Origin of the sequence: Methylobacterium sp. WL8, assembly GCF_008040045.1 — a bacterium.
Classification (GTDB): domain Bacteria; phylum Pseudomonadota; class Alphaproteobacteria; order Rhizobiales; family Beijerinckiaceae; genus Methylobacterium; species Methylobacterium cerastii.
The window spans coordinates 17,971-31,408 of the sequence record NZ_VRVF01000037.1; the positions used below are offsets into that span (position 1 = coordinate 17,971).

Annotated in this window: 16 protein-coding genes; 13 read left to right on the top strand and 3 right to left on the bottom strand. The window is 68.1% G+C overall.

All coding sequences use genetic code 11. The annotated features are described in order from the left end of the window. Positions 1–2: 2 nt before the first annotated feature. The 3 genes from FV234_RS14580 to FV234_RS14590 form a co-directional block, all read right to left on the bottom strand. Positions 3–506, bottom strand: coding sequence for a CsbD family protein (locus tag FV234_RS14580; protein ID WP_147830031.1), 504 nt, complete (start codon positions 504–506; stop codon positions 3–5). Positions 507–564: 58 nt separating this feature from the next. After that, complete coding sequence (locus FV234_RS14585) at positions 565–726, bottom strand: CsbD family protein (protein WP_246686205.1); 162 nt, start codon at positions 724–726, stop codon at positions 565–567. 92 nt (positions 727–818) lie between these two features. Continuing rightward, positions 819–2,279 (bottom strand): helix-turn-helix transcriptional regulator, encoded by a 1,461-nt coding sequence (locus tag FV234_RS14590; protein ID WP_147830036.1) that lies wholly within the window; start codon positions 2,277–2,279, stop codon positions 819–821. A gap of 308 nt (positions 2,280–2,587) precedes the next feature. On the opposite strand from FV234_RS14590, the gene FV234_RS14595 reads away from it, so the two are divergent. The 13 genes from FV234_RS14595 (at position 2,588) to kdpB (ending at position 13,408) form a co-directional block, all read left to right on the top strand. After that, positions 2,588–3,157, top strand: a complete 570-nt coding sequence (locus FV234_RS14595) for a sigma-70 family RNA polymerase sigma factor (RefSeq protein WP_246686206.1) — start codon at positions 2,588–2,590, stop codon at positions 3,155–3,157. Further along, positions 3,154–3,402 (top strand): hypothetical protein, encoded by a 249-nt coding sequence (locus FV234_RS14600; protein WP_147830038.1) that lies wholly within the window; start codon positions 3,154–3,156, stop codon positions 3,400–3,402. The genes FV234_RS14595 and FV234_RS14600 overlap by 4 nt, the downstream gene beginning before the upstream one ends. Positions 3,403–3,647: 245 nt before the next feature. Beyond that, the gene (locus FV234_RS14605; RefSeq protein ID WP_246686207.1) at positions 3,648–3,857 is read left to right on the top strand and encodes a hypothetical protein; all 210 of its coding nucleotides are present in this window, start codon (positions 3,648–3,650) and stop codon (positions 3,855–3,857) included. A gap of 56 nt (positions 3,858–3,913) precedes the next feature. After that, positions 3,914–4,075 (top strand): hypothetical protein, encoded by a 162-nt coding sequence (locus FV234_RS26240; protein ID WP_187273692.1) that lies wholly within the window; start codon positions 3,914–3,916, stop codon positions 4,073–4,075. Between the two features lie 24 nt (positions 4,076–4,099). Beyond that, positions 4,100–4,468, top strand: coding sequence for a hypothetical protein (locus FV234_RS14610; RefSeq protein ID WP_147830040.1), 369 nt, complete (start codon positions 4,100–4,102; stop codon positions 4,466–4,468). A 449-nt stretch (positions 4,469–4,917) separates the two neighbouring features. Then, positions 4,918–5,244 carry a hypothetical protein gene (locus tag FV234_RS26500; protein ID WP_210250901.1) on the top strand — a complete coding sequence of 109 codons (327 nt, stop codon included), beginning with the start codon at positions 4,918–4,920 and terminating at the stop codon, positions 5,242–5,244. A 13-nt stretch (positions 5,245–5,257) separates the two neighbouring features. Next, the gene (locus FV234_RS14625) at positions 5,258–5,512 is read left to right on the top strand and encodes a hypothetical protein (RefSeq protein ID WP_147830075.1); all 255 of its coding nucleotides are present in this window, start codon (positions 5,258–5,260) and stop codon (positions 5,510–5,512) included. A 35-nt stretch (positions 5,513–5,547) separates the two neighbouring features. Beyond that, the gene (locus FV234_RS14630) at positions 5,548–8,103 is read left to right on the top strand and encodes a CheR family methyltransferase (protein WP_147830046.1); all 2,556 of its coding nucleotides are present in this window, start codon (positions 5,548–5,550) and stop codon (positions 8,101–8,103) included. Between the two features lie 970 nt (positions 8,104–9,073). Beyond that, a complete protein-coding gene (locus FV234_RS26940) occupies positions 9,074–9,202 on the top strand; it encodes a hypothetical protein (protein ID WP_281406706.1) in 129 nt (42 codons plus the stop codon). A gap of 8 nt (positions 9,203–9,210) precedes the next feature. Next, complete coding sequence (locus FV234_RS14635) at positions 9,211–9,300, top strand: K(+)-transporting ATPase subunit F (RefSeq protein WP_036267122.1); 90 nt, start codon at positions 9,211–9,213, stop codon at positions 9,298–9,300. A gap of 13 nt (positions 9,301–9,313) precedes the next feature. Continuing rightward, entirely contained in the window at positions 9,314–11,029 is a 1,716-nt protein-coding gene (gene kdpA / locus FV234_RS14640; RefSeq protein ID WP_147751743.1) for a potassium-transporting ATPase subunit KdpA, read from the top strand. Between the two features lie 13 nt (positions 11,030–11,042). Further along, complete coding sequence (locus tag FV234_RS26505; protein ID WP_210250903.1) at positions 11,043–11,246, top strand: hypothetical protein; 204 nt, start codon at positions 11,043–11,045, stop codon at positions 11,244–11,246. Positions 11,247–11,314: 68 nt separating this feature from the next. Beyond that, positions 11,315–13,408 (top strand): potassium-transporting ATPase subunit KdpB, encoded by a 2,094-nt coding sequence (gene kdpB / locus FV234_RS14645; RefSeq protein WP_147751745.1) that lies wholly within the window; start codon positions 11,315–11,317, stop codon positions 13,406–13,408. Positions 13,409–13,438 lie beyond the last annotated feature (30 nt).

Below are 13,438 nucleotides of genomic sequence, written 5' to 3' on the forward strand. Positions count from 1 at the left end.
GGTCAGTCGCGACCGTGGATGAGCAGGCCGAGGCCGTAGCCAAGCAGGCCGACCACAAGGAGAGCGGCGATGGGGTGCTCGGCGATCCGGCCGGTGGCTGCGCCGCCGCCTTGGCGAAGGGCGCGGGCGCCGTCCTCGTAGGCGTCGCCGGCGCGGTCGTAGGCGTCGCGCCCGGCGCTGCGGACGTAGCGCTCGCCGCGGTCGTAGGCGTCCTCGGCGGCACCCCGGGCCCGGCGGGCGCGGTCCTCGACGTCGTCCGAGCCGACGAGGTTGCCGACCGCGTCGCGGACCCTGCCGCCGATGTCGCGAGCCGTATCGGCCACCGTTTCCGCCGCATCGCGCACGGTGTCCTTGGCCTGGCCGTAGAGGTTCTCGGCGGCGCCCTGCGCCTCGCGGGCGCGACCCTCGACCGAGTCCCGCTTCGACCCGGTGAGGTCGCCCACCGTGCCCTGCACCTTGCCGCCGAGTTCCTTGGCGGCGCCGGTGATGCGATCCGTATCAACCATGATCTTTGTCCTAATCAATCTTCGACGTGGTTTCGTCAGATGAGGCGTATGACGGAAGCTATGCCGTTGGGGTGGGCTTCGGTTTCGCTTCGGCCTTCGACAATTTCTGCTTAGATTTGCCCTCGGCCTCGACTTTGGGATCGCCGACCAACTTTCCGATGGCTTCCATGATCGTGCCTTTGGTCTTTTCGGACGTGTCGGTCGACTTCCGCGCGTTCACGATGCTCTCCCAAGCCTGGACGATTCATGCACTCGTCAGGTGGCCCGCCGATCCCGGCGAGCAATGATGCAGATGTACCGGTTGTCAGGTTTTTATTTGCCAGTCGCGGTCGTCGGAAAGCCGTTCTCGCGGCCCCAGACGATGACCTCGGTGCGCTTGTGGACGCCGAGCTTGCGGTAGAGCGATGCGGAGTGGTTGCGCACCGTGTTCTTCGAGAGGTTCAGCCGCCCGGCGATGGCGTCGTCGTGAAGGCCCTGGCAGATCAGGTCCAGGATCTGGCGCTCGCGCACCGTGACGTTCGGGACGATGCCGTCCTCGTGGTCGTTGCCCGGCCGGCGCAGGTTGGCCAACTTCTCGATCAGCCCGCGGCTGAACCAGGAGGTGTCGGCCATGACCGCCTCGACCGCTTCGAACATCTCCCGCTCGCTGCGCTTTCGGTCGGTGATGTCCTGCAGAACCATGAGGGCGAAGCTCTCGGAGCCGATCTCCACGCGCTCGGCCGAGACCAGGCAGTCGAAGTTGGTGCCGTCCTCGTGCTTGAGGCAGACCTCCAGGCCGAGCACGAAACCGGTCCGCGCCACCGCCGACTCGAACCTGGTCCGGGCCACGTCGTGAACCCAGAGTCCGAGTTCGTCCGGCGTGCGCCCCGAGACCTTGTCGGCGCCGTAGCCGAACACCCGGGTGAAGGCCTCGTTGGCCCCGGTGATGGCGAAGTCGTCGACACGCGCCAGAATTGTCGGCACCGGGGTCAGGCGGAACGCCTTGGCGAAGCGCTCCTCGCTCTGCCGCAGGGCCGTCTCCGCCTTGCGGCGCAGGTCCAGGTCGGCGAAGCTGAACAGCATGCACGGCTCGTCGCCGAGCTCCATCGGCTGCCCGGCGACGATGACGTAGCGGGTGCCGCCGTCCGGCAGATCGAGGCAGGCCTCCATCTGCGGGATGGTGGCGCCTTCGTTGAGCCGGTTGATCGCGAGATCGCGGTTGCGGGCGCCGGCCAGCACGTCGACCTCGTAGACGCTGCGGCCGATCACGGCGTCGCGGGTGTAGCCGGTCATCTCGAGGAAGCCGGTGTTGACCTTGACGTGGCGTAGGTCCGAGAGCCGGCAGATCACCGCCGGCGCCGGGTTGGCGTTGAAGGTGGCCTCGAAGCGCTCCTCGGCCTCGAACTGGTCCGAGACGTCCTTGAGGATGAGCGCGAGGCAGCTCGGATTGCCCTCGTGGTCGGTGGCGACGAGGCTACGCAGGGAATGGACGAAATCCACGTCCGGTTTGTCGGTGCGCTTCACGTCGACGATGACGTCGTGGAAGCGCTCGCCCGATACCACCCGCTCCATCGGATACTGGTTCGGCGTGTGGTTGTTGCGGTAGCGCAGGGCGAAGCGCTCGCGATAGGCGTCCACCGTCTCGCCGAGTTCGCCGACCGTCTCCGCACCATGCATCGCGAGCGCGGCCTCGTTGGCATAGGCGATGGTCTGGTCGGGCTCGACCAGGATCACGCCTTCGCTGAGGCCGGCGATGATCTGCCGGAGCTCATGCCTGTCGACGCCAACCGTCACCTTCGCCCGCCTTCCGTGCTGCTCGACTCAATGCAGCCCGTAACAGCCATCTCCGGCCACGGTTCCGGTCGGACGCAAGAAAGCGGCTGGTATATCCAGATCATTGACGTGAACGTGAACGATCAGCCAAAACCCGGCGGGCAACTTTCATCGTAGAGGGGCGGACACACCCGGTCGTTTCCCGGGAGAAGGCTGAATTCCCTCGCATGTACTTAAGCAAAAACACCGACGAACCTTCGCCGAGCGAGGGACTGCCCCGTCATGTCCAGGATCTGATCGGGCGGCGACTGGCCGAGATCGTTCCGAAGGTGGACGACGTCGACGACGGGACGCGGCTCGGGCAGGTCTTGCTTCGGCTCAAGGCCGCCTTGCGCGACGCGGAAGCGGAACGACAGATCACGAAGGCGTTCGGCGACGAACTCATCGCGCTGGTACCGCGTCTGCGCCGGTTCGCCCGCCTTCGCACCGGCTCGGAGGCGGAGGCTGACGACATGGTCCAGGCCACGCTGATGCGGGCCTGGGAGCACCGCTCCCAGTTCCAGGCCGGCACCAACCTCGTCGGCTGGCTCTTCACGATCCTGCGCAACACCCACCTGAACCAGCGCAAGCGCCGGCGTCGCGAGGTCGAGGACGTCGACGGCCTCTTCGCGGGGGCGTTGTCCGCGGCGCCGGACCAGGAGCATCGGATCGCCCTGTTCGAGTTGCAGGCCGCGCTCGACGCCCTTCCCGCCGAGCAGCGCGAGACGCTGCTGCTCGTGACGGTGGACGGGCTCAGGCACGATGAGGCGGCGGAGGTTCTGGGGTGTCAGGTCGGCACCGTGAAGAGCCGGGTGAGCCGGGCGCGCGAACGCCTCTCGGCGACCCTGGGTCTCGCATGACGGCCGACGCGCCTGCCGACGATGCCAAGGCGCCCCTTCGGCCGTTCGATCCCGCGCCGACGGCCGCCTTGGTCCGGGCCGCCCTGGATTGCCACCTGCGGGAACGCGCGCCCGACCAGCGCCTCGCGTTCTGGAAGGCCGTCGCCCTCGGCTGCGGCGGTGTGTTCGAGGAGCTCGCAGGATGTTCGGCGAAGGAGTCCGCCCTGCCCAGGCCTGGGCCGGCGGATGGCCCGTCGACGCCCTGAACGTCGGCGGGCGGCTAGGTTTTACCAAAATATCTTTCATTAAAATGATGCATCTGCATCATTGAGCACCGGCATCGCAATCATATCTTTCGCCCATCGCCGAACACCGCGGGTGAGCGGCGAGACAGCTTCGAAGTTATGCCGGGCCACCTGAAAACCCCCGATCGGGTCCGCATGGCCGCAGGGCCGGGCGTCGTGCCGTTCCGGGCGCACGTCCGGCCCGTAGGCCCACTCCTCGAACAGCGATGAAGGATACCAGAGTGGCCAATCCCGGCATGCCCGATCCCATTCCCGGTCGCGACATTCCCTCGGAGACGCCGCCGAGGCCGTTCCCGGGCGAGCGCCCGCTCGGACCGGACGAGCCGTCCGCGCCGTTCGAGGAACCGCCGTCCGACATCCCGCGCGAACCCGACGAACCGCCCGGCGAGCCGGCGGGGCCGGGGACACGCGCCTGAGCGCCCTCCTGCAGACCTACGAGGCGCGGGCGATCGAGGAGGCCGTCGAGACCGGCATGGCGCGCAGCGAACTCATGGCGACCCTGGGCGGCCGGCGCCTGACGGAGGTCATCCCGCCCATGGCCGGCGAACCCATTCCGGACTACGCGGCCCGGGCCACCGGCGAGCTCATGGTCCGCTACCTTGCCCACGACGACGACACCACGCCGCCCGGCTGAAGGGCGGTTCCTCAAGAGGAGCCCATGTCACCCCATTTGAAGTTCGCCGCGCTGCTGCTGAGCATCGCCTGCGCCGCACCTGTCCCCGTCGAAGCCCGGACCGGCTTCGACGGCCGATGGTCCGTTTCCGCCACCGTCGATGATGGCGGCTGCACGGGCCCCTACCGATATCCGATCGTCGTCCGCGACGGCATCGTCGACGACGCGAGCGGCAGCGGAGCCGACGCGTCCGGGCGCGTCGGGAAGGGCGGTCGCCTCGTCGGATCGATCAGGAGCGGGTTGGCCAGCATCGCCGTCGAAGGCCGCCTTCGGACATCGGCCGGATCCGGTCGATGGAACATGGCCGGACCCATTTCCTGCAGCGGCCGCTGGACGGCAAGCAGATCGGGGTGACGACATACCAAGCAAGGGCGTCCGGTTCGCATCGGGCGCCCTTTTCCGTTGGACGTCTCCATGAGCTGGGAGCGGATGATGGTCCGTTCGCGCCCGAGGCGAACCTGCAGCGTCCGGCAACCGGTCTGACGGGTGCGGAGCCTCGCATCGAGGGCATCGTGCGGTATCGGGATCGCACCGGCTGACGCGCGCCCGGCCATCGAGCAACTGGTCGAGGAAGGCACGCTCGTCCCCGTGCACGGCCGCGGCTGGCAGCATCAGGCCTATCTGCACAGGGATGCGAAGCCCGGGTGCATGATGCCGACCTGCGGTTGAAGCGGGCGTTTCATCCTTCCGATTCAAGTCGAAGTCGGCCTCGGGATTGCCTCATCTAGAAATTGAGTCCACGTTCGCGACCTTCGCGTGCAGGTAACCTATGTCCGGGTGCGCGACGCAAACCGGAGTCGCCCATGGTGGATCGCCAACACCCGGATCGATGCCTCGAGGTCGCCCGCGAGCTGCGCGCGGCGGCCGAAGAGACGCGGCGGACGATCCAGGCGTCGCGCGATCTCGTCCGGCGCTCCCGCGAGCAGACCGCCGCAGGGCCGGCATCGCGCGAGTGCGACGGCGATGCACCTTCGAACCAGTTGGTGACGTCTCTCATCGAGGCCTACGAGGCCGCCGAAATCGACGCCGACGAACGGACCCGCCAGCTTCTCGGGCAGGTGCTCCATCATGTCGGGCGTCGCGTCGCTGCCGCGATGGGACCGCGGGCGGCCGGGATCGCCGTGCATTGATCGGCGGCAGGCCATGACGAACGGCGATGATCCGCAGGACGACGACGTCGGTGCGCTGGACCGCATCGCCCGGGCGCTGGGCGTTCCGATCGCAACCTTCCTGACGGCCTGCCCCGCCGGAACATCGGACACCGCACTCGACATGTCGTCGCTGGATAATCCTGCCGAGGTGGTGACCCTGCTGCGTCTGTTCGTGCGGCTGAAGAGCCCCGAGGCGCGGGCGCGCTGCCTCGCCTACATCGCGCAGGAAGCCACGAACGACGACTGATCCGCACCGTCGTCCTCGACATCGGGCGAGAAGGCATGTTGCTGGACCCCGACGAACGGCGCGGCATCGATCCGAAGGCTCAGAACGTGGCGATGGACCAGGACCACTTCCCGATCGTCGGCATCGGCGCGTCCGCGGGCGGCATCGAAGCGATGCAGGGCTTCTTCCGCGGGGTGCCGGAGACGCTGGAGGCGGCCTTCGTCGTCGTCACGCATCTCAGCCGGAAGCACAAGAGCCTGCTCCCGGAGGTGCTGGCCCGGTTCACGACGTTCGACGTCGAGGCCGCTGCCGACGGCGTGCCGGTCCGACCGGGCCACGTCTACGTCATGCCGGCGGGCTTCGTCATGGGCATCGCGGGTGGTCGGCTGACGTTGAGGCCGCTCGGTCCTGAGGGCCGCGAGGCCAAGCCGATCGACATCTTCCTGACCGCCCTGGCCATCGACCAGCGCGAGCGCGCGGTGGGCGTGATCCTGTCCGGCGGCGACGGCGACGGCGCCATCGGCGTCAAGGCGATCAAGGAGCACGGCGGCCTGACCCTGGCCCAGACCGCGGACGGCGACGGTCCGGAGACCGCCGACATGCCGATCAGCGCGTTGCGGACCGGCTTCGTCGACTTCGGCGAGACGGCGGAACGGATGGGCGAACGGATCGCCGCGCACGGCGCCGCGCAGGATGCCCTTGCCGGCACCGCCCCGAGGGAGTTCGACGCCGCGCTCCTCGCCGAAGTCTTCGCCATCCTCCGCTCGCAGGTCGGCCACGACTTCTCGGGCTACAAGTCCAGCACCTTCGTACGCCGCATGCAGCGGCGCATCGGCGTCGTCGGCGCGGCCGGGCCCCTCGACTACGTCAGGCTGCTGCGGGCCGACCCGGCCGAGGTCGGGGCGCTGTTCCGGGACCTGCTGATCGGCGTGACGAACTTCTTCCGCGACGCAGCGGCCTTCGAGGCGCTGGCCAGCCAGGTCGTCCCGAAGCTGTTCGAAGGGCGAGCTGAAACCGACGTCGTGCGGATCTGGGTGCCGGCCTGCTCGACCGGCGAGGAGGTCTACTCGCTGGCCATCCTGCTGCGCGAGCACATGCTCACCCTGGCGGAACCGCCGCGCGTGCAGATCTTCGCCACCGACATCGACGAGCGCTCGCTCACGGTCGCCCGGACCGGGCTCTATCCGAGGACCTACCTGTCCGCGGTCTCGCCCGAACGCATCGCGCAGCACTTCGTGGTCGAAGGCGACAGTGCGGTGGTCGCCAAGGCCGTGCGCGACCTGTGCACCTTCGCCCCGCACAGCGTCCTGCGAGACCCGCCGTTCTCGCGCCTCGATCTCGTCTCGTGCCGCAACCTGCTGATCTACCTCGGCGTCGAAGCCCAGCAGCAGCTGATGCCGGTGCTGCACTACGCCCTCCGCCCAAGAGGCTACCTGTTCATCGGGATGGCCGAGAACGTGACGCGGTTCGAGGACCTGTTCGAGACGATCGACAAGCGGCACCGCATCTTCCAGGCCCGCGACGCGATCCCGTCGGTCCGGCTGCCGCCGATGACCGGGCCGGACACGCCGATCTTCGCCGGTACCAGCCAGCCGCACCGGCGCAACGCGACGACGCACGCGGCCCTGCGGCACACGGTCGAGACGCTGATGCTGGCCGAGTTCACGCCGCCCCATGCGGTCGTGACCCGAACGGGCGAGGCGGTGCACTACTCGTCCCGGATCGGCGACCACCTGGAGGTCGTACCCGGTCAGCCGACCCGCGAGCTGGCCGCGATGGCGCGCAAGGGCCTGCGGCTGGATCTCCGGACGGCGCTGCGCGAGGCGATCGAGGGCAACACCCAGGCCGTACGCGACGGCATCGGCGTCGTGCTGCCGGACGGCCGCCTTCAATCGATCTCCCTGGTCGTCAGGCCGCTGAACGCGTCCGGCTCGACCGAACCGCTGTTCCTGGTCGTGTTCGACGAGGTCGCCGCGCCGGCCGAGAAGGATCGCGGGCAGGCCCTGGAGGCGAACGAACGGGACGCGGCGCTCCAGGGCCTGGAACGCGAATTGGGCGAGACGCGCGAGCGGCTGCAGGGCGTGATCGAGGAGTACGAGACCTCCCTCGAGGAGCTCAAATCCTCGAACGAGGAGCTGTACTCGGTCAACGAGGAGATGCAGGCCGCCAACGAGGAGCTCGAGGCTTCGAAGGAGGAGACGCAGTCTCTGAACGAGGAGCTGCAGACGGTGAACTTCGAGCTCACGTCCAAGATCGAGGCCATCGACCAGATGAGGGACGACCAGTCCACGCTGTTCGAGTGCATGAACGTCGCAAGCGTGCTCCTGACGCCGGATCTCCGGATCCGCATGTTCACCGCCGCCGCGGCGCAGATCTTCGGCCTGCAGCCGAGCGACATCGGCCGGTCCCTCCGCAACTTCTCGGCGCCGATCCCCCTGACGTGGCTGTCGGAGGAGATCCCGACGGTGCTGACGGCGGACCGACCCTCCGAGCGGACGATCGAGGGGGCGGACGGCGCCCGCTACCGCGTCCGGTTGATGGCTCCGTCCCGGAAGAGCGGCCGGACGCCGGGGATCGTCGCCATCTTCACGAACCTGCAGGAGCAGGAATGACCGATCGGCCTACGCTCGCGGTCGAAATCTGATGCTTGGTCCCCATCCCCGAACGTCCGAGAAGGGTGGGTAGCGGTATGGCTGCTTTCGGTGGCGTAATGTCTTCAAGCAGACATAGGTCCTATCGACAGATGCCTACCCCTCCGCTCAGAAGCAGTCATCGTTTAAGCCGAGAATGCTGCGACGCTGCTGGAACTAACGACCCATACCCAGGCGGTCCTACACCTGGCGCGAACCCGGAGATTAATATCACCAACATCATGGTGGTCCTGGATTACGGCAGTGCTGATACACCCGCTTTGATAGCCGACCCAATGATCCGATTTTGAACCTCAAAGTTCCCGCAAAATCAACCTAGAGTAAGCGGGCCTCCTGATGCTAGTCGGGTGGCCCGTTTCATTGTGTGGCAGGCTGCAAACGGTTTGTGATGTGCAGCGGGCAGGACATAGATCGTTCCTACATGCTGGAGCGGCTCTGTCGGCGAAAATCAAATCCTTATGCCGAACCGTCTCGCACCCTCTCGAACGCTTATGCGGGTTCGAGGATCGTAGTCGGCCGCCCCGATGGGGTGCCAGGTTGATTTCCCGTGGACCTTCCCGACCGACGACCGGCCCGATGCAATGGCGACGGCACCATCGGCCGATTCCGGACCCTTGAATGTCTGCGGCGCCTGCTCTCCCGGTGCCGGGCATGCGGGACCGCATTCCACGGCTATCGTCTCGGTGTCGATGGCGTAGTCCAGGTCGACCGTTCGAAGTGGCGGATCGAATGCCCCCGGGCCGCCCAGGCAGGCTGCCCGCTCGGGTGTGCCGAGTTCCGTCTCGCCCTGCGCACGGCCGCGCCTACGGACTGAAAGACCACCGTCCCAGGGTCGACCAGCGAGCCCTCCGCAATCCTAATGCGACCCTTATAAAATCGTCCTCGCTTCCGTCTCGAACCCTAATGCGGTTCGCGTCCACATTGGTCCTGGGTGAGACCGGTCCTGCATCGGCCCCCGAACCGAAACGGACCGACCATGCTCGACATCGCCTTCATCGCCGCGGGGCTCGCCTTCTTCGGCCTGGCCGCCGGCTACGCCGTCCTCTGCGAACGCCTCTGAGGCTCGCCATGACCCTCGACCTGACGCTTGGCGCCCTCGTGACCCTGGGGCTGCTCGGATACCTCACCTACGCCCTCGTCCGCCCCGAGCGGTTCTGAAGGAACGCCTCCCATGACCATCAACGGCTGGATACAGATCGCGCTGTTCTGCGCGGTCGTCCTCGCGCTCGCCCGCCCTCTCGGCGGCTACATGACCCGTGTCTTCACGGGTGAGCGAACCTTCCTTTCGCCCGTGCTCGCCCCCGTCGAGCGCGGGCTCTACCGCGTCGCCGGCATCGACGCCCGCCAGGAGCAGCACTGGCTCACCTACGCGCTGGCCATGCTCGCCTTCCACGTGCTCGGCTTCCTCGCCCTTTACGCGCTGCTGCGCTTCCAGGCGGTGCTGCCGTTCAACCCGGACGGGCAGTCCGCCGTCGCGCCGGATCTCGCCTTCAACACGGCGGCGAGCTTCGTGACCAACACGAACTGGCAGAACTACGGCGGCGAGACGACGATGTCTTACCTCACGCAGATGCTGGGGCTGACCCACCAGAACTTCCTCTCGGCGGCCACCGGCATCGCCCTGGCCGTCGCCCTCGTGCGCGGGTTCTCGCGCGCCTCGGCCGCCACCGTGGGCTCGTTCTGGGTCGACCTGACCCGGACCACCCTCTACGTGCTGCTGCCGATCTGCGTCGTCTACACGCTGTTCCTGGTCTCCCAGGGCATCCCGCAGACCCTCGGCGGGGCCGTCGAGGCGACCACCCTGGAAGGCGCCAAACAGACCATCGCGGTCGGCCCGGTGGCGAGCCAGGTCGCGATCAAGATGCTCGGCACCAACGGCGGCGGCTTCTTCAACGTCAACGCCGCCCACCCGTTCGAAAACCCGACCGCACTCTCGAACTTCATCCAGATCGTGTCGATCTTCGCCATCGGCGCGGCGCTCACCAACGTCTTCGGGCGGATGGTCGGCGACGAGCGCCAGGGCTGGGCGATCCTCGCCGCGATGGCGGTGCTGTTCCTGGCGGGCGTCACCGTCGTCTACTTGGCCGAGAGCGCCGGGAGCCCCGTCCTCAACGGCCTCGGCCTGACCGGCGGGAACATGGAGGGCAAGGAGGTCCGCTTCGGCATCGTCGCCTCGGCCCTGTTCGCGGCCGTCACCACGGCGGCCTCGTGCGGCGCGGTGAACGCCATGCACGACAGCTTCACCGCGCTCGGCGGCATGATCCCGCTGATCAACATGGAGCTCGGCGAGATCATCGTCGGCGGCGTCGGGGCGGGCCTCTACGGCATCCTCGTCTTCGTCATCGTGACGATCTTCGTCGCCGGCCTCATGGTCGGTCGTACGCCCGAGTACCTCGGTAAGAAGATCGAGGCCAAGGAGGTCAAGATGGCGATGCTCGCCATCTTGTGCCTGCCGCTGATGATGCTGGGGTTCACCGCGCTGGCCAGCGTGGTCGCCGCCGGCCTCGCCGGCCCGGCCAACGCCGGCCCGCACGGCTTCTCGGAGATCCTGTACGCCTTCACCTCGGCGGCTGCGAATAACGGATCGGCCTTCGGCGGGCTCACCGGCAACACCCTGTTCTACAACACCACGCTCGGCCTAGGCATGCTGTTCGGCCGGTTCTTCGTGATCGTCCCGGCGCTCGCCATCGCGGGGTCGCTTGCCGCCAAGAAGACGGTACCGGCCTCGGCCGGGACGTTCCCGACGCATGGGGGCCTGTTCGTCGGCCTGCTGGTCGGCGTGATCCTCATCGTCGGCGGCCTGACCTTCTTCCCGGCGCTGGCGCTCGGACCCATCGTCGAGCACCTCGCCGGCGGCCTCGGCCAGACCTTCGCGGCGGGGGGGTGAGGTGCAGGACGCCATGCTTCCATCCCGCAACCGCGCCGCCATGCGGCGCACTCTCGCACGTCACCGGCCGAGGCCGCCGACATGGGACCGGGTCCGACGGGACCGCCGCGACCTCCGCCTGTCGGACGTCATCCTCGGCATGCTCGGTCTCACGCTGCTCGGCGCCCTCGGCATCATTGCCGGGACTGCCCTCCTTGGCAGCGCCCTGACCCCCTGAGCCCCCACTCGGCGGCGCGTGACCGCGCCGCCGCCCGAGACGCTTCACCATCCAATCGGACAACCGCAATGGCCCGCCCAAACTCCACGAGCCTGTTCAGCGCCGCCCTCGTCGGGCCGGCGCTCGTCGGCGCCCTGACCAAGCTCGACCCCCGTAAGATGATCAAGAACCCGGTCATGTTCGTGGTCGAGGTCGTGGCCGCGCTCACCACCGTCCTGTTCGTCCGCGACGTGCTGACGGGCGGTGCCAACCTCGCCTTCTCCGGCCAGATCATCCTCTGGCTCTGGTTCACGGTGCTGTTCGCCAACTTCGCCGAGGCCATCGCCGAAGGGCGCGGCAAGGCCCAGGCCGACAGCCTCCGGCGCACCCGCACCGAGACCATGGCCAAGCGCCTCACCGGCGCCGGCCGCGACTTCGAGACCATCCCCGGCAACGACCTGAAGGTCGGCGACGTGGTTCTGGTCGAGGCCGGCGACATCATCCCGTCGGACGGAGAGGTCATCCTCGGCGTGGCATCGGTCAACGAGGCCGCCATCACCGGCGAATCCGCCCCCGTCATCCGCGAATCCGGCGGCGACCGCTCGGCCGTGACCGGCGGGACGCAGGTGCTCTCCGACGAGATCCGGGTGCGCATCACGGCCGCGGCCGGCTCGACCTTCGTCGACCGCATGATCGCCCTGGTGGAAGGCGCCTCGCGCCAGAAGACCCCCAACGAGATCGCGCTCAACATCCTGCTCGCCGGCCTGACCATCATCTTCGTCTTTGCCGTCGCCTCGATCCCGAGCTTCGCCTCCTATGCCGGCGGGTCGATCCCGCTGATCGTGCTCGTCGCCCTGTTCGTCACCCTGATCCCCACCACCATCGGCGCGCTGCTCTCGGCCATCGGCATCGCCGGCATGGACCGGCTGGTGCGCTTCAACGTGCTCGCCATGTCGGGCCGCGCGGTGGAGGCGGCCGGCGACGTCGACACCCTGCTGCTCGACAAGACCGGCACGATCACGCTGGGCAACCGGCAGGCCACCGAGTTCCGCCCCGTCCGCGGCGTGACCGAGCAGGATCTCGCCGACGCGGCCCAGTTGGCCTCGCTGGCCGACGAGACCCCGGAGGGCCGCTCCATCGTCGTCCTGGCCAAGGAGAAGTACGGCATTCGGGCCCGCGACATGGCGAGCCTCAACGCGACCTTCGTACCGTTCACCGCGCAGACCCGGATGAGCGGCGTCGATCTCGACGGTTCCTCCATCCGCAAGGGCGCCGTCGATTCCATCATCGCCTCGGTGAGTTCACAGCCGATGGCAACCCGTGGCTCCGGTGCGGCGCTGGCTTTCAGCCCAGGCGTCGCCGACGAGACGGTGCGCGAGATCCAGTCCATCGCCGAGGACGTCGCCAAGGCCGGCGGCACCCCGCTCGCCGTGACGCGGGACGGCCGGCTTCTCGGCGTCGTCTATCTCAAGGACATCGTGAAGGGCGGCATCCGCGAGCGCTTCGCCGAGCTCCGCCAGATGGGCATCCGCACGGTGATGATCACCGGCGACAACCCCATGACCGCCGCCGCCATCGCGGCCGAGGCCGGCGTGGACGACTTCCTCGCCCAGGCCACGCCGGAGGATAAGCTCGCCCTGATCCGCAAGGAGCAGTCCCAGGGCAAGCTCGTCGCCATGTGCGGCGACGGCACCAACGACGCCCCGGCGCTCGCCCAGGCCGATGTCGGCGTCGCGATGAACACCGGAACGGTGGCGGCGCGCGAGGCCGGCAACATGGTCGACCTCGACAGCGACCCGACCAAGCTCATCGAGATCGTCGGCATCGGCAAGCAGTTGCTGATGACCCGCGGGGCGCTGACCACGTTCTCCATCGCCAACGACGTGGCCAAGTATTTCGCCATCATCCCGGCGATGTTCCTGGTGCTCTACCCGCAGCTCCAGGCCCTCAACGTCATGGGCCTCGCCTCGCCCGAGAGCGCGATCCTGTCGGCCATCATCTTCAACGCGCTGATCATCGTCGTGCTGATCCCGCTGGCGCTGAAGGGCGTGTCCTACCGGGCTGTCGGGGCCGGCGCCCTCCTGCGCCGCAACCTCCTGATCTACGGCCTCGGCGGCATCCTGGTGCCCTTCGTCGGCATCAAGGCCATCGATCTGGCCATCACCGCCCTGCACCTCGTCTGAGCCCCGCGAAACTCCAAATCAGGCCAACGT